General features: G+C 62.8%; 23 protein-coding genes and 1 pseudogene. 13 read left to right on the top strand and 11 right to left on the bottom strand.

Translation table 11 applies throughout. From position 1 onward, the window contains the following. Positions 1-21: 21 nt before the first annotated feature. From ACLB0R_RS06800 to ACLB0R_RS06775, 6 genes and pseudogenes are all read right to left on the bottom strand, one after another. Positions 22-900 (bottom strand): alpha/beta hydrolase, encoded by an 879-nt coding sequence (locus ACLB0R_RS06800; RefSeq protein WP_416642521.1) that lies wholly within the window; start codon positions 898-900, stop codon positions 22-24. After that, complete coding sequence (locus ACLB0R_RS06795; protein ID WP_416642520.1) at positions 890-2,416, bottom strand: AMP-binding protein; 1,527 nt, start codon at positions 2,414-2,416, stop codon at positions 890-892. The genes ACLB0R_RS06800 and ACLB0R_RS06795 overlap by 11 nt, the downstream gene beginning before the upstream one ends. A 23-nt stretch (positions 2,417-2,439) precedes the next feature. Further along, entirely contained in the window at positions 2,440-2,859 is a 420-nt protein-coding gene (locus ACLB0R_RS06790) for a hypothetical protein (protein ID WP_434953828.1), read from the bottom strand. A gap of 45 nt (positions 2,860-2,904) precedes the next feature. Then, positions 2,905-3,645, bottom strand: a pseudogene (locus ACLB0R_RS06785) (thiolase family protein); the annotation flags it as partial. A 13-nt stretch (positions 3,646-3,658) separates the two neighbouring features. Next, positions 3,659-4,144: an aromatic-ring-hydroxylating dioxygenase subunit beta gene (locus ACLB0R_RS06780; RefSeq protein ID WP_416642519.1), complete on the bottom strand. Its 486-nt coding sequence runs from the start codon at positions 4,142-4,144 to the stop codon at positions 3,659-3,661. Continuing rightward, positions 4,141-5,445: an aromatic ring-hydroxylating oxygenase subunit alpha gene (locus tag ACLB0R_RS06775; RefSeq protein WP_416642518.1), complete on the bottom strand. Its 1,305-nt coding sequence runs from the start codon at positions 5,443-5,445 to the stop codon at positions 4,141-4,143. Before ACLB0R_RS06775 ends, ACLB0R_RS06780 begins: the two co-directional genes overlap by 4 nt. 140 nt (positions 5,446-5,585) lie before the next feature. Between ACLB0R_RS06775 and ACLB0R_RS06770 the strand changes: the two genes are divergently transcribed. Next, positions 5,586-6,668 (top strand): amidohydrolase family protein, encoded by a 1,083-nt coding sequence (locus ACLB0R_RS06770; protein WP_416642517.1) that lies wholly within the window; start codon positions 5,586-5,588, stop codon positions 6,666-6,668. A gap of 38 nt (positions 6,669-6,706) precedes the next feature. Beyond that, on the top strand, positions 6,707-7,093 hold the full coding sequence (locus tag ACLB0R_RS06765) for an iron-sulfur cluster assembly protein (RefSeq protein ID WP_434953790.1): 387 nt from the start codon (positions 6,707-6,709) through the stop codon (positions 7,091-7,093). Here ACLB0R_RS06765 and ACLB0R_RS06760 read toward each other — a convergent pair. Genes ACLB0R_RS06760 through ACLB0R_RS06750 form a run of 3 tightly spaced genes read right to left on the bottom strand, consistent with a single transcriptional unit; the run spans position 7,090 to position 8,830 of the window. After that, positions 7,090-7,545 (bottom strand): nuclear transport factor 2 family protein, encoded by a 456-nt coding sequence (locus ACLB0R_RS06760; RefSeq protein ID WP_416642515.1) that lies wholly within the window; start codon positions 7,543-7,545, stop codon positions 7,090-7,092. The two genes, ACLB0R_RS06765 and ACLB0R_RS06760, sit on opposite strands and share 4 nt — an antisense overlap. After that, entirely contained in the window at positions 7,542-7,967 is a 426-nt protein-coding gene (locus tag ACLB0R_RS06755; RefSeq protein WP_416642514.1) for an organic hydroperoxide resistance protein, read from the bottom strand. The genes ACLB0R_RS06760 and ACLB0R_RS06755 overlap by 4 nt, the downstream gene beginning before the upstream one ends. Next, positions 7,964-8,830, bottom strand: a complete 867-nt coding sequence (locus ACLB0R_RS06750) for an SDR family oxidoreductase (protein ID WP_416642513.1) — start codon at positions 8,828-8,830, stop codon at positions 7,964-7,966. Before ACLB0R_RS06750 ends, ACLB0R_RS06755 begins: the two co-directional genes overlap by 4 nt. A gap of 125 nt (positions 8,831-8,955) precedes the next feature. On the opposite strand from ACLB0R_RS06750, the gene ACLB0R_RS06745 reads away from it, so the two are divergent. The 11 genes from ACLB0R_RS06745 (at position 8,956) to ACLB0R_RS06695 (ending at position 19,801) form a co-directional block, all read left to right on the top strand. Then, positions 8,956-10,452, top strand: coding sequence for an amidohydrolase family protein (locus ACLB0R_RS06745; RefSeq protein ID WP_416642512.1), 1,497 nt, complete (start codon positions 8,956-8,958; stop codon positions 10,450-10,452). After that, complete coding sequence (locus ACLB0R_RS06740) at positions 10,445-11,383, top strand: ester cyclase (protein ID WP_416642511.1); 939 nt, start codon at positions 10,445-10,447, stop codon at positions 11,381-11,383. The genes ACLB0R_RS06745 and ACLB0R_RS06740 overlap by 8 nt, the downstream gene beginning before the upstream one ends. Before the next feature lie 105 nt (positions 11,384-11,488). Continuing rightward, the gene (locus tag ACLB0R_RS06735) at positions 11,489-13,792 is read left to right on the top strand and encodes a bifunctional salicylyl-CoA 5-hydroxylase/oxidoreductase (RefSeq protein WP_416642510.1); all 2,304 of its coding nucleotides are present in this window, start codon (positions 11,489-11,491) and stop codon (positions 13,790-13,792) included. Beyond that, positions 13,792-14,550 (top strand): SDR family NAD(P)-dependent oxidoreductase, encoded by a 759-nt coding sequence (locus ACLB0R_RS06730; protein ID WP_416642509.1) that lies wholly within the window; start codon positions 13,792-13,794, stop codon positions 14,548-14,550. Before ACLB0R_RS06735 ends, ACLB0R_RS06730 begins: the two co-directional genes overlap by 1 nt. Continuing rightward, entirely contained in the window at positions 14,547-15,041 is a 495-nt protein-coding gene (locus ACLB0R_RS06725; RefSeq protein ID WP_416642508.1) for a MarR family winged helix-turn-helix transcriptional regulator, read from the top strand. Before ACLB0R_RS06730 ends, ACLB0R_RS06725 begins: the two co-directional genes overlap by 4 nt. Continuing rightward, complete coding sequence (locus ACLB0R_RS06720; protein WP_416642507.1) at positions 15,038-15,850, top strand: enoyl-CoA hydratase family protein; 813 nt, start codon at positions 15,038-15,040, stop codon at positions 15,848-15,850. The genes ACLB0R_RS06725 and ACLB0R_RS06720 overlap by 4 nt, the downstream gene beginning before the upstream one ends. Continuing rightward, positions 15,850-17,016 carry an acyl-CoA dehydrogenase family protein gene (locus ACLB0R_RS06715; RefSeq protein ID WP_416642506.1) on the top strand — a complete coding sequence of 389 codons (1,167 nt, stop codon included), beginning with the start codon at positions 15,850-15,852 and terminating at the stop codon, positions 17,014-17,016. Before ACLB0R_RS06720 ends, ACLB0R_RS06715 begins: the two co-directional genes overlap by 1 nt. Further along, positions 17,013-17,417 (top strand): acyl-CoA thioesterase, encoded by a 405-nt coding sequence (locus tag ACLB0R_RS06710; protein WP_416642505.1) that lies wholly within the window; start codon positions 17,013-17,015, stop codon positions 17,415-17,417. The genes ACLB0R_RS06715 and ACLB0R_RS06710 overlap by 4 nt, the downstream gene beginning before the upstream one ends. After that, entirely contained in the window at positions 17,414-17,821 is a 408-nt protein-coding gene (locus ACLB0R_RS06705; RefSeq protein WP_416642504.1) for a RidA family protein, read from the top strand. Before ACLB0R_RS06710 ends, ACLB0R_RS06705 begins: the two co-directional genes overlap by 4 nt. 3 nt (positions 17,822-17,824) lie before the next feature. Next, positions 17,825-19,012 carry an acyl-CoA dehydrogenase gene (locus ACLB0R_RS06700; protein WP_434953789.1) on the top strand — a complete coding sequence of 396 codons (1,188 nt, stop codon included), beginning with the start codon at positions 17,825-17,827 and terminating at the stop codon, positions 19,010-19,012. A gap of 129 nt (positions 19,013-19,141) precedes the next feature. After that, positions 19,142-19,801, top strand: a complete 660-nt coding sequence (locus ACLB0R_RS06695) for a DsbA family oxidoreductase (RefSeq protein ID WP_416642503.1) — start codon at positions 19,142-19,144, stop codon at positions 19,799-19,801. A gap of 64 nt (positions 19,802-19,865) precedes the next feature. Here the strand turns inward: ACLB0R_RS06695 and ACLB0R_RS06690 are convergent, their stop codons facing one another. Both ACLB0R_RS06690 and ACLB0R_RS06685 read right to left on the bottom strand, forming a co-directional pair. Further along, the gene (locus ACLB0R_RS06690) at positions 19,866-22,091 is read right to left on the bottom strand and encodes a TonB-dependent receptor (RefSeq protein ID WP_434953788.1); all 2,226 of its coding nucleotides are present in this window, start codon (positions 22,089-22,091) and stop codon (positions 19,866-19,868) included. A 587-nt stretch (positions 22,092-22,678) separates the two neighbouring features. Beyond that, entirely contained in the window at positions 22,679-23,458 is a 780-nt protein-coding gene (locus ACLB0R_RS06685; RefSeq protein WP_416642501.1) for a hypothetical protein, read from the bottom strand. Between the last annotated feature and the right edge of the window lie 388 nt (positions 23,459-23,846).

Genomic DNA, 23,846 nt, shown 5'->3' with positions numbered 1-23,846 from the left:
CGCAAGGAATATATTTGAGGCTTAAACTAAATACTTCGCAACAAACGCACCGCCCTGCGCAATCGCCCAACATCCCTCATCGATCATCGCGGCAAAAAAGGGCCACACATGGATCATGCCGACCCATTGCTGAAAAGCGACATCGTCCAACCGATTGGCGAGCCGCTGCGCGTCATCGACCAGTACCTCTTCCGATCCGACCTGGATCAGCGTGGGTGGCAGGCCATCGACCGGGCCGAACAATGGTGACGCGCGCGGATCGTCTGGCGCAGCACCCCCGAGGTACAGCGCAGCGGTTTGCGGCATACCGGATGTATCGATGAACGGATCGCGCTCGGCACGGTCGATGATTGAAGCGCCGCTATGCGTCAGGTCGAGATAGGGCGAGATCAGCCACAGCGCGGCGGGCAGGGCCTGCCCCGCCACCCAACGCCGCTGGAGCGCTGAAAGGGCGAGGTTACCGCCGCAGCTATCCCCGCCAACGGCGATATGTGCCGGACCGACACCCTGCTCCACCAGCCAGTCGATCGCCTCTGCGCTATCCTCGAGCGCAGCAGGGAAAGGATGCTCTGGCGTCAGCCGGTAATCGAGCAGCAACACACGCACGCCGGCTGCGCGCGCTAGCCGCGCGCCGAAATGACGGTAGCTAGCGGACGAGCCGAGCATGAACGCACCGCCGTGCAGCCAGAGCAGCACTTGATCGGCGCGGCCGCCGTGCGCTTCCACCCATAGCCCATGCAAATCGTCGCGGATGTGGGCCGGCGTGCAAATGACGTCCTCGGGCAGCGGCAGCGCCGCCCATTGCGCCTCGAACCGGCTGCGGCGCTCCTCCAGCGTCACTTGCTCGCCGCGTCGCGCCAGAAGCATCGCGCGCAGCCGATCAACCTGCTCAAGCGACATCGGCGACTCTCCCCGCGAGCGCCAGCGCTCGCAGCGCGACCTTGTCGATCTTGCGGACCGGGGTCAGCGGCAACGCCTCGACCAGATGGATGCGCGCGGGGTGTTTGTATTTGACCAGTCCCGTAGCGCAATGATCGGCCAGCGTTGCTTCCGTCAGCTTGGCACCGGGCGTTGCCACCACGAACGCCTCAATCACTTCGCCGCGATAGGCGTCGGGCACGCCGACCGCCGCTGCCGCGGCGACGCCGGGATGCGCCATCAGATGTTCGTCAATCTCGCGAGGATAGACGTTGAAGCCACCGACAATCGCCATGTCCTTCTTGCGGTCCTCAATGTACAGCACGCCGTCAGCATCAAGCCGCCCGATATCGCCGGTATGCAGCCAGCCATGACGCAGGGTTGCCGCCGTCGCTTCCGGCTGGCCGCGATAGCCACGCATGATTTGTGGACCCCGCGCGATGATCTCGCCCGTCGCTCCCTGTGGCAGGCGCAGGTCGGGGTCATGCGCATCAACAATCGCCAGCTCGGTCAGCGGCAGGGCAGGCCCGACTGATCCCACCACTCGGCCTGTGGCTGGTCCCTGATAGGTCAGCACCGGGCCGGCCTCGCTTTGGCCATAGCCCTCATAGATGGGCGCCCCCGTCCGCGCTTCCCAGCGCGCCAACGTCTCTCGCGCCAGCGGGGCGGAGCCGGAATAGCAACAGCGCAGCGAGGCGACGCGGTCCTGTTCCAGCCCGTCAAACGCCAGCAGCCCGTTGAACACGGTCGGCCCCGCCGGCAACCGCGTGACCCGGTGCGCGCCGATCGCGTCAATGACCCAGTCGGGCCGGTAGCGCGGCAGGATGATCAATGTGCCGCCCGCATAGGCGGTCAGGTGCAGGCACATCGCGGCAGCAAAGCTATGGAACATGGGCATCATGCACAGCACGCTCTCGTCGCCAAAAACCGTCGGCAGCACCGCCTCGCGCTGGGCAATATTGGTGGCAACCGCGCGGTGCGTCAGCTCCACGCCCTTTGCGCGCCCAGTGGTGCCGCCAGTAAACTGGATCACCGCCAGGGCATCGGGGGAGGGCGGTGCGGGCAGATGCCGAACCTCGGGCGCGCCGAGCAGCTCGTCGACGAAATCCCGATCCTGCCCGATAACGATCGCCTTGGCGTCGTCGGGCAGCAGGGGCGCAACGTGGTCGATCAGTTCGGCATGGACAATAATGATAGCGGGAGCCGCGTCTGTAATCATGGGCGCAAGCTCGCGCGAGGTATAGTCGGGGTTGAGCGCCGCCGTGGCTGCACCGGCACGATGGACGGCAAAAGTTGCGATCGCCATGGCGATGGAATTGCGCAGCAACAGGATGACCGTGCCGCCGTCCGCGCCGCCAGCCAGCAGCCGTGCAGCGAATACGTCGACCGCACGGCTGTAGTTGGCATAGTTGAGCGTCACATCGCCGGCGATCAGCGCGGCAGCCTTGGGCAGCTCGGCTACCGCGCGGTTGAGCAGGTCGCAGGTCGTCTTAGGCACCCACAAGCCCCCAGGTAGCGGCGTCACGCGCGCACCTCAATCACCATCGCCATCGCGCTATCACCCGCCGCACAACCCTGGAACAGCCCGCGTCCGCCGCCGCGCAACGCCAGCGTCTCGATCAGCTCGATCACCGCGCGCAGCCCGGTCGGTCCTTGCGGATGCCCCCAGACCAGCGAGCAGCCGTGGGTGTTCATTCGCTCGAGCGGAAAGCCCGTCTCGCGCGCAAAGACGATATCATTGACGGCGAAAGGATTGTGCGACGTCACCGCATCAATGTTGCCGACCGCAAGCCCTGCCTGGTCGAGCGCGCGGGCGGTCGCAGGCACCGGCGCGGCGGGCATATAGGCCGGCTCCACCCGCGCCTGGCCAAAGCCCAGGATCGCGATTTCCGGCCCGTCCGCCGCCAGCGCCCGCGCCTGCTCGCGCCCCGCGACGATCATCCCGGCATTGCCATCGGCCGGATGGGTTTGGCCCCCGAACGTAACGGTACCGCCCTCGCGCACTGGCTTCAGCGCGCGCAACTTGTCGGGGTTGATCGGCTGCACGCCTACATCGCTCTCAATCGTTGTGGCGATCTTGCCGAAGCGCGGGTCAGGCACCTCGAATGGCAAGTCCATAAACCGGCGATGGAACGCGCGGTTATCGGCCAGCGCCGCCTGATATTGTTCGGCGCGCAGCAGCGTCACCTCGTCCTGCTCGTCGCGCCTAATCGACCATTTCGCGGCGCATTTCTCCGCCGTCTCGACCATCGCGACCCCGGCGAACGGATCGCGCGCGAAATTGTCGAGCACCCAGTTCTCCGCCTCGCCGGTCCCGCCAGCGGCGGATGGTTGAGGATAATAAAGATGCGGCCCGTTCGATACCCGATCGGCGGTGACCACCAGCGCCGCCCCGGCCGATCCCGTCGCCACTTCGCGCGCCGCCAGGGCAACGCTTCGCGCCGACGTCGCGCAGGCCTGCATCACACTTGGCCCGGCAACGCCCGCCGCGCCAATCTCGCCCATCAGCCAGGGCAGACCATAGAAGCTGCCGCGCTGCGGCACGGTGAAGCCGAACACGCCATAATCGATCGCACTGGTGTCGATTGCCCGCTTTGCCAGCGCGCGTTTGGCCGTCCAGGCAGCAAAGCGCAGGCTGTGCAGCTCGGCAAACGCCCCCTGCCAGCGCACGAACGGCGTCGACCAATAGCCGCCATAAGGCACCCAGGCGATGGGCGTCGCGCTCATCGGGCGGTCGTGCTCAAAGCAGTGCGGCCATGGCGCTGAACGGTCCTTCGGCATTGATCAGATCGACGCGCTTCAGCGCGATCCGCAGGCCGTCATCGGTGTGCCGCAAATGATGGGTCACGCGCCCGCCGAAAATCCGCTGATCGGCTTCAAACCCGTCGCGATTGCGATATTCGAGCATGATCTGCCCGGATGAGGCGATGACAGTCTCGCCGTCTTCGTCGACCGCAATGCCCGAGATGATGTGAACCGTCCGCGGTGCCGGTTCCGCTCCGAAACCGCGCGGGTTGGCCAGCCGGTGGACGCGCGTCTTCATCACCTGGATATCGTCATGGAAATGGCTGGGTCCTTCGCGCGGGCTTTGCTGCGCGGGGCTGACCGGGACCCAGTATCGGCAATCGTCGGTGAACAACGCGACCCATTCGTCATAGCGCTGTTCGTCGAGCAACCGCGCTTCGCGGTGGATCAGCGCGTTGACCGCATCGACCAGGCTGCTCATGCCTGCCCCATATAGTGCGACCAGGCAGCGAACTGATTGCGGATATAGGCCTCCGACGTCGCCGGGGTGCGGGTATAGGCGTTGGTCCGCTCGCGATCCTCGTTGATCGCGCGGCTTGTGGGAATCCAGTCCCGCCCGCCGCTGGCGTTGCCGAGCAGCACACGCTCATAAATTTCCAGATCGTCGGAAATGACCGGTGACGCCGCCGAATTGGCGCCGGTGCAATATTCCACTGCGTTGACATAAGTCTCCTCGGGCGCGCCGACCAAGCGAAAGGTAAAGCCGATCATCTCGGTCAGGTCGTGGCGCACTGGGCGCAGGATTCGCACCGTCTGATAGCGCGCATGCCAGAAGGATGAGGGGTAAAGGATCATCACGTGCCGATCGACCGAAAGGACCTGCCGGGCCTTTTCGGCGCCGTGATGGGCGATCAGCGCGGCGGTATAGGCGTCCTGCGTGTTGGGCGTGTAGTCCGCGCCCATATGCCCACCGATATAGCTGTGCCCCCCCGGCGCGGTGATCATGTCGAGGTCCTGGAAGAACTGGATCGGCTTGCCGTTCGCCATCATCATGCCGAGCGACGGCACCACCGCGTCACGCGGCAGCGTGGCGGCGACGCTCTTGGCAGATACGACCGACGCGGCATGCGCAAAGCCGGGGTGGATGGTGTCGTTCAGATTTTCGAACGTCATCTTCCAGTTGGCGCGGTAATAATGCCGCAGCGCATACGGGCCGACCTCAACCTGCCCGGTCGGGGAGCGATCGACCAGATCGTCGATCGTCGTTTTCATATGGCCAAGGAAATCGACCAGCGGCCCCGCGCGATCGCCGCTCAGATTGCCGAAGATAAAGCCGCGATAAGTTTCCAGCCTCACTTGCTCAATCGCATAGTCTTTACGGTCGAGCACGCCATCGTAATTGGTGTGATGCGGGATGAAGCGCAGCGCTCCGTCCGCCTCGAACATCCAGCCATGATAAGGGCATTGGTGGCCGTGCGGCGCCGATCCCTTGTCGAACGCGCACAAGGTGGTGCCGCGGTGGGTGCAGCGGTTGAAGATTGCGTGGACCTCGCCCTGCCCATCGCGGGTCAGCACCACTGCCTGTGTGCCCATATGGCGCACCACATAATCCCCGGCCGCCTTGAACTCGCTTTCATGCGCCAGATACAGCCAGGCGCGCCCATAGATGCGCCGCATCTCCAGATCGAAGATCGCCGGGTCAGTATAGACCGCGCGGTGCACGGCATCGGGCCGCACATAACGCGATGCGTCGAAATCGAACTGTGGGTCGTAGTCAGCCATGCCTGCGACCATAGCCCGCGTGCCCAGCGCGGCTAATCGCCGCCACGCGGCTGCTCATGAAAGCTGGTTATGAGGGCGACGGCGGTGGAGCGTAGCGATTGCCGGAGATTGCGGCATAACCGTCGGCGAGAGGATACCTCATGCCCGCATCGCTCGACCATCTGCCACCCCTGCCCGACGACTTGTTCGTCATCGACCCCGTGGTTCATGCGCTCAACCTGGATCACGGCAATGTCGCGTCGAAATATGGCGAGCAGCTTTATCAGATGTCCTACGGCCTGCACGCGATGCTGAGCCCGCCGCACGCGTTGGCCCCTCAGGCGACCTATATGACCGACATGGCGCCCGAGGTGCTGGTCCGCACGATGCTGGAGGAAAGCCGCACCAGCCTGATCGCGACGCATACGTTGCGGCTCGACAGCTGGTTCAGGGACGGGTTCGCAGCGGAATGGAAAACGATCGCGATGACGCGCGACTTCCCCACCCGCGTCCTCGGCTATGTCGGGCTCGATCCGTGCGAGGAGAAAGCCGCGGTGCTCGACGATCTGGAGCGCCAGGTGGCGGCCACGCCCAACGCGGTTGGCGTGAAGCTCTATCCGCACCAGATGAACCCCTATCGCCGCTGGCTGACCAGTGACGACACAGTGGTGGCGCTGATCGAGCGCGCGCAGGCGCTTGGCCTGAAGACGATCGCTATCCACAAGGCGCTGCCCAACGGCTCGGTCCCGCTCGCTCCTTACCGGATCGGCGAGGATTTCGAGGAAGCCGCCGATGCCTTTCCCGAAATGAGCTTCGAGATCGTCCATTCGGGCATGGCCTTCATCGAGGAAACTGCGATGGCAATCGGCCGCTTCCCAAATGTCTACGCCAATCTGGAGACGACGACCGCGATGCTTTGGCAAGCGCCCGGCCGGTTCGAATCAGCGCTGGCGTTGTTGATGCAATGGGGCGGACCGGAAAAGATCATCTGGTCGACGGGGTGCACCGTTGTCCACCCGCAGCATCTGATCGAGTTGATGTGGGCTTTCCAGTTTAGCGAAGAAGCGCAGGCGCGCCACGGCATTCCGCCGATCAGCGAAGACGTGAAAAGGCTGATCTTCGCCGGCAATTACGCGCGGGCAGTGGGGCTGGAAATTGAGGTATGGCGGGCGAGGCAGGCCGAGGATGATTTTGCGTGGCCAGTCGAACTAAAGCGCCCCTGGTCAGCGTGGGTGGGACGGTGATGCCGCCGCACGCATTCAACTTTAGCCCCCCCTCCCCGATGGCTCGTGTCGAGCAACGTCGAGACACCGCGGGAGACACCAACGCCGAATCGCTCGACGCCGCGATCGCTACCATCCTCGACCGAATCCACGACCCCTGCAGCATTGCCGCCGGCCGGCCGCTCTCAGTGCTCGCAATGGGCTTAGTGCGCGGCTGGCAACTGGCGGATGGCGCGCTCACAGTTACTTTCGCGGTTACCTTCCCCGGCTGCACAATGGCCCCGCACTTCATCGAAGCGGCGCGGGAGGCGCTAGTCCAGCTGCCCGGCGTCGAACGCGTCCAGACGGTGGTGGATACCGACTATGTCTGGACGCCCGCAGACATGCCTGCGCCTGCAAACCTGCGGGGAGTGCCCCAAGCGTGGAGATCGCACCGGCCAGGTTAATTAGCGCGGAAAAAGTCATCCCATTTTTCAGGCTCGAGGCACATGTGCCAGCATTCCTTGAGCTTCCCGTTCTCGACCCTCCAGGTCATTGCTTCTTTGGTGTCGAGCGTCCGGTCGCCTTTACGAGCGCGAACCAGCGCGATCAGCACGACATGGTTGTTGCTGCCGAAATAATCGAGCGGGTGCGCCCAATAGGCGTCAACTGCGGCTTGCAGCATGCCGAAATTGCGCAGGATTTCGTCACGGCCATGGTAGCTGCCGGCCAGCACATTATCGCCCGGCAAATGCCACACGACGTCGTCGGCCATCTCGGCGAACAGCGCTTCGATGTCGCCCGCTTGGAAAGCCTTGTGCGCCTTGTAGAGCATATGGGCATTGGGATGATCATGGTCGGTCAGCGGCCGCATTGGCGGCGCGTCGCCTTCCTTGGCCAGGGCTTCAGCGTAGCTCATTTGCCATGCACCTCGAAATCGACCGCGATGTTGCCGCGCGTCGCGTTGGAATAAGGACAAACCTGGTGCGCGTCGTGGACCAGCTTCTCGGCTGCCGCCTGGTCGAGATTGGGCAGGGTGACGACATGCTTCACCGCGAGCATGAAGCCCGCTCCATGATCATTGGGACCAATCGAGACCTGGCCAGTGACGGTCGACCCGCTCGCGTCCAGCTTCTGCTGGCCCGCGACAAAGCCCATCGCGCTCTGGAAGCAGGCGGCATAGCCCGCGGCGAACAGCTGTTCGGGATTGGTGCCGGCGCCGCCGGGACCACCCATCGACTTGGGGGTAACCGTGTCGAGGTCGAGCGCGCCATCGTCGCTTGTCACATGCCCTTGCCGGCCGCCATGGGCGGTGGCGACAGCGGTGTATAACGCCTTCATGCTGCTTCTCCTGTCAGGGCGGCGGTCGCTTCCTGCACCAGCTCGGCGACGAAATCACTATAACGGCGTTGGGGCCGACCGATCATGGCGGCGGCGGCGGCGATATCGGCGGGGGTGGCCGGGCATCCCATGGTCTGGGTCATTTCCATCATCAGCCGAAAATCATTGGCCTCCCATTCGCTCCAGCCGGGAATTTGCTGCTGGATCATCGCCAGAAACGGGTCGATGGCGTCGCCTGCGTAACGCACCGGGCGCCCCAGCGCCGCGCTCCAGGTCGCGGCGATCGATGCCCCGGTCAGCATCTCGGTCCCGCACAGTGGCACTGTTTGCCCGTTCCAGTTGTCGAGCAGCAATGCCCGCGCCGCCGCCGTGCCGATGTCACCCGTATCCACGCTCCAGATGCCGGCGTGCCCGATCGGCAACGGATAAACGCCGCCGTGCAGGATGGCGGGCAGCACCAGCCGGTCGTTCTGGAAAAAGAAATTGGCGCCGATCATCACGCTGCGCCCATCGGCCAGTAGCGCGTCGCGGATTGGGATTTTGGTGGCGAAATGCGGGATCGCCTGCATCGGCTCAAGGTTCATGATGCCCAAGTAGACAATCTTGCCGATGCCCGCGCGGCGCAGTGCTGCCAATGCGCCTAACCCAACATCGGTTTCATCTGCACCCAGCGGCGTCGTTAGGAACGCGACATCGAAGCCGCGCGCGGTGCTTTCGACGGCAGCGGCATCTCGTAGGTCGAGTACCACCCCATCGGTGCCGACATGGCGCGCGGCCACCACTGCTTGCGCGCCAGCCGCACGCAACGCCATAACTACATGTCCGCCGACCTTGCCGGTCCCGCCGATGATCAGTGCGTGCATTCCTGCCTCCTGGGTGGCGGTGCTACCCGCACGGGGCGCGCCACGCACCTGCCGCGCCCGGATGTCATTGCCGCTGGCCTGATTTTCATGGGCCAGCGCGATGCGCGCGCTGCAGGATCGTGGCCATGGTCATGCTCCTCACCGATCCCATCCGCCGCGCACTGGTCCCCGCCGAGCGGCTTCGTCCGCTTCCCGTCCCGAGCCGGATCGTATCGAACGGTGAATTCACGCCCCCGGCACAAAGCGCAACATTGCGCCGCTATGAAGCAGCAGTGCTAGAGCGTGGCAAAGCGACGGCAGGTCGACATGGTATGACGGTTGATCGCTATTTTCAGACCCCGATGGCAATGGCGGCGGCGTTCGAAACGCTGGACGAGAGTTTTGGCGGCGGCGGGTTCAGCATTGGCGATGGGGAAGCGCACGACCCCGACGCCGCGGCGGCACGACGCAACGAGCTGAAGCATCAGTTCGTGTTCGACGACCAGGTTCACTTCTTAAAAGATGATGCCGATCCCGAGCTGTTCATTCCACTGACCGGGCTGATTGAGATTTCCGCCGAGCTGTTGAAGCTGCCGCTTGCCGGGCGGTTCAGTATCGAGCACATCAAGTTCACACAGTTCCTGAAGGATATCTATCTCGACAGCGATACCAAGGTTGCCCTGCTGTCAGGGGCGCCTTCGGAAGGCGAGCCGATGCTCTCCAATGATCAGATGGCTGCGGCCCGCGATGCTGTGAATAGCGTGGCGGGCGGGCGGCGGCTGCTGACCCATGCGGTGATCAGCCCCGGTCATGTCGGCTGGCTCGACGAGATTGATCGCGTCCATGCCGACATCCGGCCAGATGGCTGGAAAGGCTATACCGTTGGCGAGCCTTTCTCGCCCACCAACAAGCGCTGGCGCCTCGACGACGAGAAGCTCATGTATCCGGCCTATGAAAAGCTGGTGAAGGCCGGGGTGCGTAATCTGTGCATCCATAAAGGCCTGCTCCCCGCCAATGCCGACGAAGTGATGCCCGGAGCCGAGCCTTTCGCCCGCGTCGATGATGTGGTGCAGGCAGCAAAGGACTGGCCGCAGCTCAACTTCGTTATTTACCACGCCGGCTACCGCACCATCCCGCAGCCGACCGAGGCCGAACTCCATCATTTCGAGGCGACCGGGCGGATCGACTGGGTCAGCGACCTCGCAGAGATGCCCGCCCGACACGGTCTCAACAATCTCTACGCCGATATCGGCGCGAGCTTTGCGTTTACGGTACTGACGCATCCCCGGCTCGCGGCGGCGATGATCGGCATGTTGGTCAAGGGCTTGGGTGCCGACCGGGTGCTCTGGGGAACTGATTCGGTCTGGTATGGCAGCCCGCAATGGCAGATTGAGGCATTCCGTCGCCTGATCATGCCGCCCGACCTCATCGATCGGTTCGGCTATCCGGACCTCGGGAACGCCGACAGCCCGATCCGCCGCGCCATTCTGGGTGAAAATAGCGCCCGGCTCTATGGTGTCGACCCCGCGCTCTATCGTGAGAAGGGTGTTGAGACCGCGCATCTCGACGCCATCGTCGCACGCTATCATGCTGCGGGTGGCGGGCCGGCCAACCAGACCTATGGCTACGCCGCAGATGCCTGAGCCCAACCGGGCACTGGTCACTGGCCTGCTGCGGCGCCAGATCATCGATCTGTGGAACGATGGTCGGCTCGATACCGTCGACCGATACTATGCGCCCGACGTGATCGATCATATGCCGGTGCCGGGACAGACTAATAGCCGCGCCGCGATGAAGCAGGTGGTAGCGGACTTCCGCGCCGCGATCCCCGATTTGCGAATGCGCCTGCTGGGCACCATTGCTTGCGGCGAGCTGGGTGTCGATTTCTGGACGCTTACTGGCACACATCGCGGTGCCCTGTTCGGCATCCCGGCGAGCAACAAGCTCGTGCGCTTTTCCGGCATCGATATGATCCGCGTCGCCAACGGCCAAATCGTCGAGCTTTGGCATGTCGAGGAGATACTGCAGTTTCTTGACCAGATCGGGAGCAGCCAAACGGCCTTTGGCGCACCGGTTGGCGATGTCGCCAGCATCGCGCCGCCCACCCCGATCACCAACCCCGGCCAGCGAGCTCGCCATCCCGACCCTCGCTTGCTCAGCGATCGGGAACGACGCATCCTGAGCATCGCCAAGGAACATATCGAGCAAATTTGGGCGCGCGGCGATGCAGCGGCGGCGTATCGGCTTTATGCGCCTGACGTCGTGGATCACATGCCCGCACCGGGCCAACGCCCAGGGATTCCTGGGATCGTCGACGTGCTTGGCTGGCTGCGCGAAGCGGTTCCCGACCTCGCCATGACGATTGAGGATTATGTTGTCGAAGGCGATCTGGCGGCCGATCGCTGGGTGATGCGCGGCACCCACACCGGCGCACCGCTGATGGGGGTGCCGGCGCGTGGCAACCGTTTCGAGATCAACGGCATGGACGTGATTCGCGTACGCGATGATTTCATGATCAGCGATGTCTGGCACGTCGAGGAGTTCGCGTCGCTGCGCCGGCAGATCATGGCGTGAAATCCGCCGGTTATGGGTGGCCTCCGACAGGTCATGGCTTGCTGCATAGCGCAATATGTTTTAAGTATGAAATATCGGCTACACGGTAAATAGCAGGAAGATCTGATGCGCATCGCCTGTCTGGGGGGCGGCCCCGCCGGCCTTTACTTCGCGATTTCAATGAAGCTGGCCGATGCGAGCCATGATGTCGATATTTTCGAGCGGAACAAGGCAGGCGACACCTTCGGATGGGGTGTCGTTTTTTCCGACCAAACGGTCGAAAATCTCCGCGCCAATGATCCGGTCAGCGCCGAAACAATCAGCAACGATTTCGCACATTGGGACGATATCGACGTACGTATCCGCGGCGAGTCCATCCGCTCATCGGGCCATGGCTTCATCGGCATTGGGCGCAAGCGGCTGCTCCAAATCTTGCAGGACCGCGCTCGATCGCTCGGCATCCGACTCCATTTCGAACATGAGTTCGATGCCGATCTGGCTACTTATGCCGATTATGATCTGGTGATCGGTGCCGATGGGGTGAATTCCAAGCTGCGCGACGCTTATGCACCGCACTTCGGCGTCGACATCGAGACCCGCGCCAATCGGTTTGTCTGGCTGGGCACAACGAAGGTGTTTGATGCCTTCACCTTCGCCTTCGAGCAGTTGCCCGAAGGATGGGTCTGGGCGCACGCCTATCGGTTTGATGATGGGCTATCGACCTTCATCGTCGAATGTTCGGAATCGACCCATGCGGCGCTTGGACTCGCCGCCATGACGCAGGACGAGACCTGCCGCTGGGCGGAAGGGGTATTCGCAAAGCATCTGGACGGGCACAGGCTAATGTCCAACGCGGCGCACCTGCGGGGTTCAGCGGCGTGGCTCAACTTCCGCCGCGTGCTGTGTGAGCGCTGGGCGTATGACAAGCTTATTCTGCTGGGGGACGCTGCCCACACCGCGCATTTCTCGATCGGGTCGGGCACCAAGCTGGCGCTGGAGGATGCGATCAAGCTGGCGCAGGTGTTGAACCGCCCCGGCTTGTCACGGATCGATGCGCTGGAGGAGTATCAGGCGGAACGGACGGTCGAGGTACTGAAGCTCCAGAATTCGGCTCGCAATTCAACCGAATGGTTCGAGACGCTTGATCGCTATCTCGACTTTGAACCGGTCCAGTTCGCTTATTCGCTGCTGACACGCAGCCAGCGGATCAGCCACGAAAATCTGCGAGCGCGCGACAAGGTATGGCTGGAAAGCGTCGAGCGCTGGTTCCAGTCGCGCGCCACCGGCACACCCGCCAACGACGTCGCGCCACCGATGTTCGCGCCGTATCGGCTGCGGTCGATGCCGCTCACCAACCGAATCGTCATGTCGCCGATGGCGACCTATTCGGCGGTCGACGGCGTGCCGGGCGATTTCCACCTCGTCCACTACGGCGCCCGCGCCCAGGGCGGCGCCGGGCTGGTGTTTACCGAGATGACCTGCGTGTCGCCCGAGGCACGGATCACGCCCGGCTGCGCAGGGCTGTGGAACGACGGGCAGGTAAGGGCATGGCGCCGCGTGACCGACTTCGTCCATGCCAACAGTTGCGCCAAGATGTGCCTGCAGCTTGGCCACGCGGGCACCAAGGGATCGACGCGGATCGGCTGGGAGGGGATGGACGCGCCGCTGCCCGAGGGCAACTGGCCACTGGTCGCGCCTTCCGACGTTGCATGGTCTCCCCACAACCAAACCCCTCGCCCCATGACGCGCGCCGATATGGACCGGGTGCGCGACGATTTCGTCGCCGCGACCCGACGTGCGATCGACGCGGGGTTCGACATGATCGAACTGCATGCCGCGCATGGCTATCTGCTCTCCGCCTTCATCACCCCGCTGCAGAACAAGCGGACCGACGACTATGGCGGCAGCCTGGAGAACCGGCTGCGTTTTCCGCTGGAGGTCTTTGGGGCGATGCGCGCGGTGTGGCCTGCCGACCGGCCTATGTCCGTTCGCATTTCGGCGAGCGACTGGACCGGCGACACGGGAGTGACGCCGGACGAGGCGGTTGATATCGCCCGCGGCTTTGCAGCTGCCGGTGCCGATTTGATCGATGTTTCCGCCGGTCAGACCTGGACTGGAGCAAAGCCAGTCTATGGCCGCATGTTCCAGACGCCTTTCTCCGATCAGATCCGCAACGAAGCCCACATCGCGACGATGGCGGTCGGCAACATTTTCGAGGCCGACCACGCCAACTCGATTCTAGCCGCCGGTCGCGCCGACCTGGTCGCGCTCGGTCGTCCGCATCTGCTCGACCCGATGTGGACGCTGCGCGCGGCGGCAACCGCGCAATATCGCGGCGTCGCCGTCCCGCCACCTTATGAGGCAGGAATGACCCAGCTGGCGCGCAACTTGGCCAAGGCGACCGAGCCCGCCTTGGCGTTGCGTGCTTGATGACGCTGGCAGGGGCGCATGCGGTCGTGACAGGCGGCGGTACGGGGATTGGCGCGGCGATCGCGCGCAGCCTATCTGCGGCTGGCGCGCGCGTCACCATCGTCGGGCGTCGCGATGAAAAACTGCAAGAAGTGGCAGCCGAGACCGGCGCCGCCACCAGCGTCGCCGACCTGACCGACCGCAGCCAGGTAGACCGCGCCTTTGCCGCCGCGCGCGCCGCGCACGGCCCCGTCTCGATCCTGATCGCCAACGCTGGCGCGGCGGAAACCGCAGCATTCGACACTATCGATCCAGCCGCCTGGCACGCGATGATCGCGACTAATCTAAATACGGTATTCCACTGTGCGCAGGCCGCCCTGCCCGATCTGCGCGCGGCGGACCATGGCCGGATCGTTGCCGTTGCTAGCACAGCGGCTCTGCGTGGCTATGCTTATTCGAGCGCCTATGCCGCCGCCAAGCATGGCGTCCTGGGACTGGTGCGGAGCCTGGCGCTAGAACTAGCGGCCACGCCGATCACGGTGAACGCGCTGTGTCCGGGCTTCACCGACACTGATCTTGTCACCCGCGCGGTCGCGATGATCCGGGCGAAAACCGGTCGGGACGACGCTGCGGCGCGCGGCGCGCTGGCCCGGTTCAACCCGCAGGGCCGACTGATCGAGGCAGATGAGGTGGCCGAAGCGGCTTTGTGGCTCTGCCAGCCCGGCAGTGGCCGCATCACCGGACAAGCAATCTCGATTTCAGGCGGAGAGACGATGTGACGCGACCGGTATTGCGCGAAAAGCTGGACGGCGCCCCGGGCGATCAGCTCGGCATCCGCCTTTGGCTGCGGCTGCTGTCATGCACGATGGTGATCGAAAAACGCCTGCAGCGGCGACTGGCGGAACAGTTTTCAACTACTCTGCCCCGCTTCGACATCCTCGCCGCGCTTGACCGCAGTCAGGGGGGCATGATGATGAGCGAGCTGTCCCGCGCGCTGCTCGTTTCCAACGGCAATGTGACGGCGCTGATCAAGACGCTGGTGCGCGATGGCTATGTGACCATTACGGCGTCGCCGTCGGACCGCCGCGCGTCGATCGTCGAGATCACGGCCACCGGCCACGCCCATTTCGCCGATCTGGCTGCCGCGCATCATGGCTGGCTCGAGGCCATGCTTGACGGCGTCAGCCGCGAGCAGCGCGAGGCATTGTTCGATCTGCTGGGCGCGCTGAAGGCATCGATTGCCGCCGACCGATCCGGAGAGCAGGCATGATCGATCCGTCAACATATGGGCCGACGCATTTCCGTTGGGCGTGCGCCGACGGCATCGCCACTGTTACACTCGACCGCCCCGCGCTCAAGAACCCCCTGACGTTCGAGAGTTATGCCGAGCTGCGCGACCTGTTCCGCGCGTTGGTCTATGTACCCACCGTCAAGGTCGTGATCATCAACGGCACCGGTGGAAATTTCTGCTCGGGCGGTGATGTGCACGAGATCATCGGCCCGCTGACGAAAATGGCAATGCCCGAGCTGCTAGCCTTTACGCGGATGACCGGTGATCTCGTCAAGGCCATCCGCGCCTGCCCGCAGCCGGTGATCGCCGCGATCGACGGCGTGTGCGTCGGCGCCGGCGCGATCATCGCGATGGCGAGCGACCTGCGGCTCGCTACCCCACGCGCGAAGACTGCCTTCCTGTTCACTCGCGTCGGCCTGGCCGGGTGCGACATGGGCGCGTGCGCCATCCTGCCGCGCCTGATCGGCCAGGGCCGCGCCAGCGAGCTGTTGTTCACCGGCCGGGTGATGACCGCGGACGAGGGCGAGCGCTGGGGCTTCCACAACCGCCTCGTCGCCGAGGACGCGCTGCTGGACGAGGCGCGGGCGTTGGCGACCTCGCTCGCCACCGGCCCGACCTTCGCCCACGGCATCACCAAGACGCAGCTTAATGTCGAATGGGCGGTCAGCCTGGATGTCGCGATCGAGATGGAAGCGCAGGCGCAGGCGATCTGCATGCAGACGCAGGACTTCACTCGCGCGTTCGAAGCCTTCGCGGCCAAGCGCAGCCCGGTGTTCGAGGGCAATTGATGGCCGACACCAGCTTTCTCGACTGGCCGTTCCTCGACGACCATCACCGCACCCTCGCGCGCGATCTTGAGGCATGGTGCATCGCCGAGCAGCTGGCGGACCGGCACAGCGACGAGGATATCGACGGCCAGTGCCGTGCGCTGGTCCGCCTGCTCGGCGCGGGCGGCTGGCTGCGCTATTGCGTGCCAGCGCCGTGGGGACTGCTCGACACGCTCGACGTGCGCTCACTGTCGCTGATCCGCGAGACGCTGGCACGCCACAATGGTCTCGCCGATTTCGTCTTTGCAATGCAGGGGTTGGGGTCGGGCACGATTAGTTTGTTCGGTAGCGCCTCCCAGAGGGCGGCGTATCTGCCCGGCGTCGCTGACGGCAGTCGCATCGCCGCCTTCGCGCTGACCGAGCTCGACAGTGGATCGGACGTGGCGGCGATGACCACGTCGGCCAAGCGCTCAGGCAATGGCTGGGCGATCGACGGCGCCAAGACCTATATCTCCAACGGCGGCATAGCCGACCATTATGTCCTGTTCGCGCGCACCGGCGAGGCGCCGGGCGCCAAGGGTATTTCCGCCTTCGTCGTCGACGCCGAAACGCCTGGCCTGTCGATCGCTGAGCGCATTCAAGTCACTGCGCCGCATCCGCTCGCGACAATCCAATTCGATAGTATGCAACTGCCCACCGAAGCACTGATCGGCGAGGTAGGGCGCGGATTCGTGCAGGCCATGGCAACGCTCGATGTGTTCCGCACGACGGTTGGCGCTGCGGCGCTGGGCTTTGCCCGCCGCGCGCTCGATGAAGCAACGATGCGGGCGCAAGGGCGCATGCTGTTCGGCTCGCCGCTCGCGAGCAACGCGGTCGTCGAGAGCCAGCTGGGCGAAATGGCGCTGTCGATCGATGCGGCGGCGCTGCTCATCTATCGTGCCGGCTGGACACGCGACGTACTCTGCCGGCGCCCGACCCGCGAGGCCGCCATGGCCAAGCTGTTCGCGACCGAAGCGGCGCAGCGCGTGGTCGATACGGCGGTGCAACTGCATGGCGGGCTTGGCGTCGTCCACGGCCATATCGTCGAGAGCCTTTACCGCGAGGTCCGCGCGCTACGCATCTACGAAGGCGCTTCGGAAGTGCAGCGCATGGTCATCGCGCGCCAGCATCTGGCGAGCGCGGCATGAGCTTCGTAAGCCGCCATCGCGTCCGCTTCGCGCACTGCGACCCGGCGGGCATCGCTTATTACCCGCGCCTGCTCGAGCTGGTCGATGCCGCGATCGAGGATTGGACCCACTATGGCACCGGCGTCTCGCGCGCCGTGATGCACGAACAGCACCGGCTTGGTCTGCCGACCGCGACACTCGCTACCGACTTCGCGCGGCCCGTGCAGCTGGCCGATGAGCTCGAAATAAACGTCGCCGTCACTGGCATCGGCACGACGTCGGTCAATCTCGCCGTCGACGCGCAATGCGCGGGCGAACGCCGCTTTTCAGCAACCCTAGTCCAAGTGCTGATCAATCTTGGCAATGGCCAACCTCACCCTTGGCCCGAGGCCTGGCGGCAGCAACTCTTGTCGGTGCAATGACTCATCAAATTCTCCTCCCTGAAGGCTGGCCGCGCCCGAGCGGCTATGCACATGGCGTGCTCGCGCGCGGCGCGATGCTATTCACCGGCGGCATCATCGGCTGGGACGAGGCGGGCCGCTTCGCCGGCGCGGATATCGCCAGCCAGTTCGAGCGAATTCTGGTCAACACTGTCGCCACGCTGGCGGCGGGTGGCGCCCGGCCCGAGCATATCGTGCGCATGACGTGGTACGTCACCAGCCGTGACGCCTATAGTGCCGCACTGCGCGAGATCGGCGCCAGCTATCGACGCCATATCGGCCGTCATTATCCGGCAATGGCCGTGGTGGAGGTCGCCAACCTTGTCGAGCCCGATGCACTGATCGAAATCGAAACCACTGCCGTGATCCCCGACGAAGGACACTGACCGATGCTGATGACCACCACGAGCTGGCCGTCGTTCGATTGGACCGATCCGTTCCTGCTCGCAGCCGCGCTGACGGACGAAGAGCGGATGATCCGCGACACCGCGCGGAGCTTCTGCGAGGCTGAGCTGAAGCCGATCGTTAAAGCGGCCAATCGCCACGAGACCTATGACCGCGACCTGATCCGCAGGTTCGGCGCGGCAGGGCTTTTGGGTCCGACGATCGACGGCTATGGCTGCGCTGGTGTCGGCTATGTCGCCTATGGCCTAATCGCGCGCGAGGTCGAGCGCATCGACTCCGCCTATCGATCGGCGATGTCGGTACAATCGAGCCTGGTGATGTACCCGATCCATGCCTACGGGACTGAAGCGCAGCGTCAGGTCTATCTACCGAAGCTCGCGAGCGGGGAAACGATCGGCGCGTTCGGCCTGACCGAGCCCGATGCCGGCTCCGACCCTGGCGGGATGAAGACTCGCGCCCGCACCGTCAGCGACGGCTATGTGCTGACGGGAACGAAGATGTGGATCACCAATAGTCCGCTGGCGGACGTGTTCGTCGTCTGGGCTAAATGCGATGACGGGCGCATCCGAGGGTTCATTCTTGAACGCGGCGATGGCGGGCTATCGACGCCTAAGATCGAGGGCAAGTTCAGCCTGCGCGCCTGGGTGACGGGCGAGATTGTGATGGACGAGGTCCATATCCCCGCCGACCGCCTGCTCGAGGGCGTCGAGGGGCTTAAGGGGCCGTTCGGTTGCCTCAACAACGCACGCTATGGCATTGCCTGGGGGGCGATGGGCGCGGCCGAATGGTGCTGGCACACCGCGCGGCAATACACACTCGACCGCCGCCAGTTCGATCGCCCCCTCGCGGCGACCCAGCTGATCCAGAAGAAGCTCGCGGATATGCAGACAGAAATCGCGCTCGGCCTCAATGCTGCGCTCACCGCCGGCCGTCTGATGGACACGCATCAACTACCGCCTGAGACAATTAGCCTTATCAAGCGCAACAATTGCGGCAAGGCGCTAGATATCGCCCGCACGGCGCGCGACATGCTTGGCGGCAACGGCATCAGCGACGAGTATGGCGTGATCCGCCACGTCATGAACCTGGAAGCGGTCAATACCTATGAAGGTACGCATGACATCCATGCACTGATCCTGGGTCGCGCGCAGACGGGGTTCAGTGCGTTCTAGGCAGGCTACCTAAAATTCCGATGCCTGCGGCCTACCGACCGACGGCAGTTAATCGGCTGTAACCCGAGGCGCATCGATTTGAGGCGCATAGGGCAGCGTTGATGCAACCCCGTTTTGGGAGGCCAGCACGTGCACGTTGATATCGTCTATGATTTTCTCTGCCCTTGGTGCCACGTGGCACAGCGGCACTTCACGCTGGCGGTCGCTGCCCATGTTGCCGACGGTGGCAGTGCGCCGGTCATGCGCTGGCGCCAATATATGCTCTATCCGTATTTCGACCGGGCCGGGCACGACTTCCTTGGGTTTTTCCGCCAGAGATATGGCGAAGACCTGCGCGTGCCTATGTGGGAGCAGATCAGATCCGTCGCCGAGCCGATCGGGATCAATTTTGCCTTCGAGAAGATCACCCGCGGTCCCGCATCGATTGACGGGCATCGCCTCGTCCGCTGGGCAGAAGCGAAGCAACCCGGCGTTTCAGGTTCGATGATCAATGATTTAGGACGAAGCTTCTTCGGGGAAGCGCGGGTTATTGATGACGCCTTCCTGATCGAACTTGCCGAATGGCACGGCTTTGACGGTGAAGCGGCTCGCAGGCATCTGGCGTCCGACCTCGATATCGTTACGCTATTGCGCGAAACCGAAACGTTGGTCGGGCAGGGTCTGCGGTCGATGCCGCACTATGAATTTCGCCACGCCGATGGCTCGGTCACCGTTATCCGCCAAACGAGCGTTGCCGCTTTCCGAAGGGTGCTGTCCCGTGCAACCGGCCAAATCGAAGCTCAAGTCTAATCGATTTTATCGCAGCTGCCTTATTTCTTCTCGGGAAAGCATCGCTTCCTCGCTGCCTGACGGATCAGAATTTGAAGCCCGCCGTCACGCCGAACTCGCGCGGGCGACCGAGATATTCATACGCCACGCCCTGAGTGGCCAGCGCATTTTGACCAAAAGTGTAATATTTTTCGTCGGTCAGGTTCTGCGCATAGACTGCCAGCGTGAAGTGGTCGGAATGATCGGCGAACGTAATGCGGGCGCCCAGCAATCCATAAGGCGCCTGCTGTTCCAGCGGCAGGTTGAACGCGGTGTAGTAGGTCCGTGACTGGTAACGATAGTCGACATGCGGCGTCAGCTTGCCGTAGCTGCCCAGATCGACCTTGTAATCGGCGCCCAGCGCCAGGGTCCATTCCGGGCTAAACGGTAGTTTGTTGCCGTTGATCGGGCCGACGCTCAACGGCACGTCGACAAATTTGCTGTGGGTATAACCCAACGCCGCGTTCAGATTGAGCCTGCTGGTCGGCGCCGCAGTCACTTCAAGCTCAAAGCCGTAAAGCTCGGCATTGCCGGCATTGGCGACGCGGAACTGAACCGCGGGATCGGCGATCGTTTGCTGGATGCCCTTGTACTTCTGGTAGAAACCGGTGCCATTGACCCGCAAGTGCCGGTCCAGCAAATCGGTCTTGAAACCGAGCTCGTACGCATCGTTGGTATCCGGATTATAGCTGGGTACGGTCGCCTGCGGTGCAATCAAGCGGCCGTTAAAGCCACCCGAGCGGAAACCCTTGGTGTAGGAAGCAAATAACAGTGTCCTACCAGCCTGGTATTCGACGCCGACTTTGGGCGTAAACTGGTCAAAGCTGCGGCTCGCCGGCAAGTTGGTAACGATGGGCACCACGATGCGCTGCCCCAGCAAAGCCACCGGTAGGCCAAAGCCGAATACCGCACCCGGCCCCACGGCATCTGGCCGGAAGTCAAAGAATTGGTTTGAGATGATATCCTTTGTATCCCAGGTGTAGCGCCCTCCAAGCGTCAACGAGAGATGATTGGTAAATTTGTACCTTGCTTGACCGAAGATCGCGTAGCTTTGGGTTAACTGGTTGTTGCCCTGGGTCCAAGTATTACATGGGCCATTAGGTACGTTCGTCGAATTGGAGATTGGCGCGAAGCATAGCCGCAGCTGCTGGACAGCTCGCTCGCGAAAGAAATAGCCACCTAACAGATAGTTCAGCCGGTCTCTCGCGAGCGATCCCGAAATTTGCAATTCTTGGCTGAACTGAGATTGGTTAGTGTCGACGAGCTGATCATAGAGACGGAAGCGTGTTCCGTCCGGATCAGAGGTCGAAAACCCCTTGAGCTCGCGATAAGCGGTGATCGATTTTAAAGTGGCGCCCCCTAGATCAACAGCGATCGTCCCCGAAACACCCCAAACCCGGTTGTTCGCGGTTGGGCTGTTCGATCCATAAACGTTGTAGAAGTTGTTGGGATCCTGGATGTCGTTCGCAGCAGCGGCAGGAAAGAACGGTGCCGGCGCAATCGCGCGCAGCACTGAAGGCGCGGGGTTCGACTTGTCGAGCGAGTAGTCTGCGGCAATATCGACCTTTACATTGCTGAGCGGGTTCAGGCGCAATGCTGCCCTAAGCCCATGACGATCGGTGGCGCCGAAGCGCACGTCGTCATAGGCCCGCTTCGCGAAGCCATCCTGCGCGCGGTAAAAGCCATAGAGCCGAAGGGCATTATCATCACCCAGCGGCACGTTGACGGCGCCGTCGACTTCGAACCTGTTACGACTGCCATAGGTCGCATTGCCTTCGACGTGGAAGGCGCTTGGGTCGGGCGCCTTGGAGGTTACGCTGATCGCGCCGCCCAGCGTATTGCGCCCGAAAAGCGTACCCTGCGGCCCTCGTAGAACCTCGACCCGTCCGATATCGCCAGAGTCGAGCATAGCGCCTACGGTGCGGCCGATGTAGATCCCATCAACATAAACGCCCACGCCGGGATCATTGGTCACGATGAAATCGAACTGACCCACACCGCGTATAAAGAAATTGGCATCGGACGATCCTTGCGGTCCCGTGGTCGAGGTCAAGTTGGGCACCGTCGCCGCGAGATCGTTGATCACCGCAACGCCGTTGGCGCGGAGCGCTTCGGCGTTAAGGGCGGTAATTGCGATTGGCGTCGTTTGCTGATTGGTCTCGCGCCGTTCTGCCGTAACGACGATGTCAGGAACGCCGCTATTGTCGCCTTGCGGTGGCTTCCTTTCCTGCGCGTAAGCCGGCATGGCCACGCCAGCGAGCAGCATGGCCATCATATGCGACGCTAGAATTGGCCTCCGAGCCTTCGTCATCATCCCCTCCCAAACAGGATTATTTTATGAGACAGAAGTGTTTCAGGTCTAAAGCATTTGCGGTAATTACTTTGGGGCATATCCCAATGAATTGCAGTCACACAGAGGCAAGCCCGGCGTGGAATTGACGGCTGGGTTAATGCCAAGCGTGAACCACGCCGAGCTTAAGCTGGGTTTGATCATCCTTTGGTCCATGGACTGACAGCGGGAGTTGCTGGCTAAGTTGGGGGCGGCTATGCGCCCCACTTTCGGTCGTTCAAACCGCCACGCAGCTGGCTGGAAAGCCGACATGACTTTTTTATCGGTCGCCTAAAGGCGCACCAGTCGCATCGGCAAGAGGCCGGGCGTCTTGTAGCCTTCTGAATGATGACAGCCGCCGGGTCATGCTCGAAGACTTGATTACGTGAAGAACTGATCCAGTCGAGTATTTGGCCTTCTAGTTAGAACACACCTTGAACATTCCTAATGTTTTACTGGTCCATAGCGATGATTGCGGGCATCATCGAGCCATTCATCTTCGTTCTCATACAATTGCCCCCAATGGTAACTTATAAATTTGCGGAGAATGAACCAGACGATAGCCAAGTTACCGGTTTATCAAAGGGATTTTCAATGGATGCTGAGCTACCGTCGAAGTGGCGGTCATGATATCTTTCCCACCAAGGGAAACGTGAGGAGATGCCGGTGGAAACCGCATCCTGCGTTGGCTCAGCGGTTACGCGATCGATCTTGTATCCTTGGCCGAAGACTTTCGACAAATTATCCGGGTCGACACGGTCCACTGTTGCTGGGTTGTTGATGTCCTTGAAGTAGACCATCATCGGGTAATTGCTGCGAAGCGGGTCGGGAGGCTCACGACCGGGGTATAGCGGCGGCAGCCACCGGGGCAGCACTTGAACACCTTTCAATGCCAGCACCCGTTGCATCCAAAGGTCGAAGTCCATGTTGGGATCGAACTTCCCGTCACGCCCAATTGATTCCTCGGCTGTCGGATGCGGCGTCTGGTTCATCAGCACACCTAGCGCCCAATCATTGTCGTCGTCGGAGCGCAGCAATGCGAAAAGGGTCTTGCCGTTGGGCAGGTCGATGGCGACCGCCTGTCCCTTCAGGGTCTGATGAACCATACCCGGCGATGGGATAGAGAGCTTTCCGGCAACATAGGTACGAACCTCGACAACGCTCGATCCGGACCTCGGTCCTTGCGGTGTGTCAACCGTTACGGTCAGTCGGTATCGATAAGGCGGATAGGTCTTGCTGCCCTCAGCGCCGCACGCCGTCAATGTTGCCATCCAGACCAGCCCCAGAAACGAAGCGAATCGCAATGCCATGTGTCGTTCCCCTCGCAATTAGAGGGTGCAGAGTATAGTTTGAATCGTCAACGAAATGTTTGACTTAGCGTCACTAATTTAATCGTGATCCCTTTCCCTCGCGGTTACCTATTTTGCTGCCCGCGTCACAGGGAGCGAGGATCAGTCCGATCACTCTGACCGTCTGACCTTTAGTCCGATCAGGGCGCCGGAATGTTTGCAACAATATGAGCCATCAGAGACCACGAGCGACAAGAGAGCCGATCGGAAAGTCAAATCCGGCAGCGATGCTTCCGGCAACCTGTTCCGTCCGCTGCAGCTTTGTCCCGCCCCTAAGGCGAGCGCGGCTGCGATCACCGCTTCGATCGAGCTGACATGAGGTTGCGAACAGGGCGTTAGCGGAAGGACC

Origin of the sequence: Sphingomonas sp. GlSt437, assembly GCF_048015635.2 — a bacterium.
GTDB lineage: Bacteria > Pseudomonadota > Alphaproteobacteria > Sphingomonadales > Sphingomonadaceae > Sphingomonas.
This window is presented reverse-complemented; position numbering and strand designations above follow the sequence as displayed.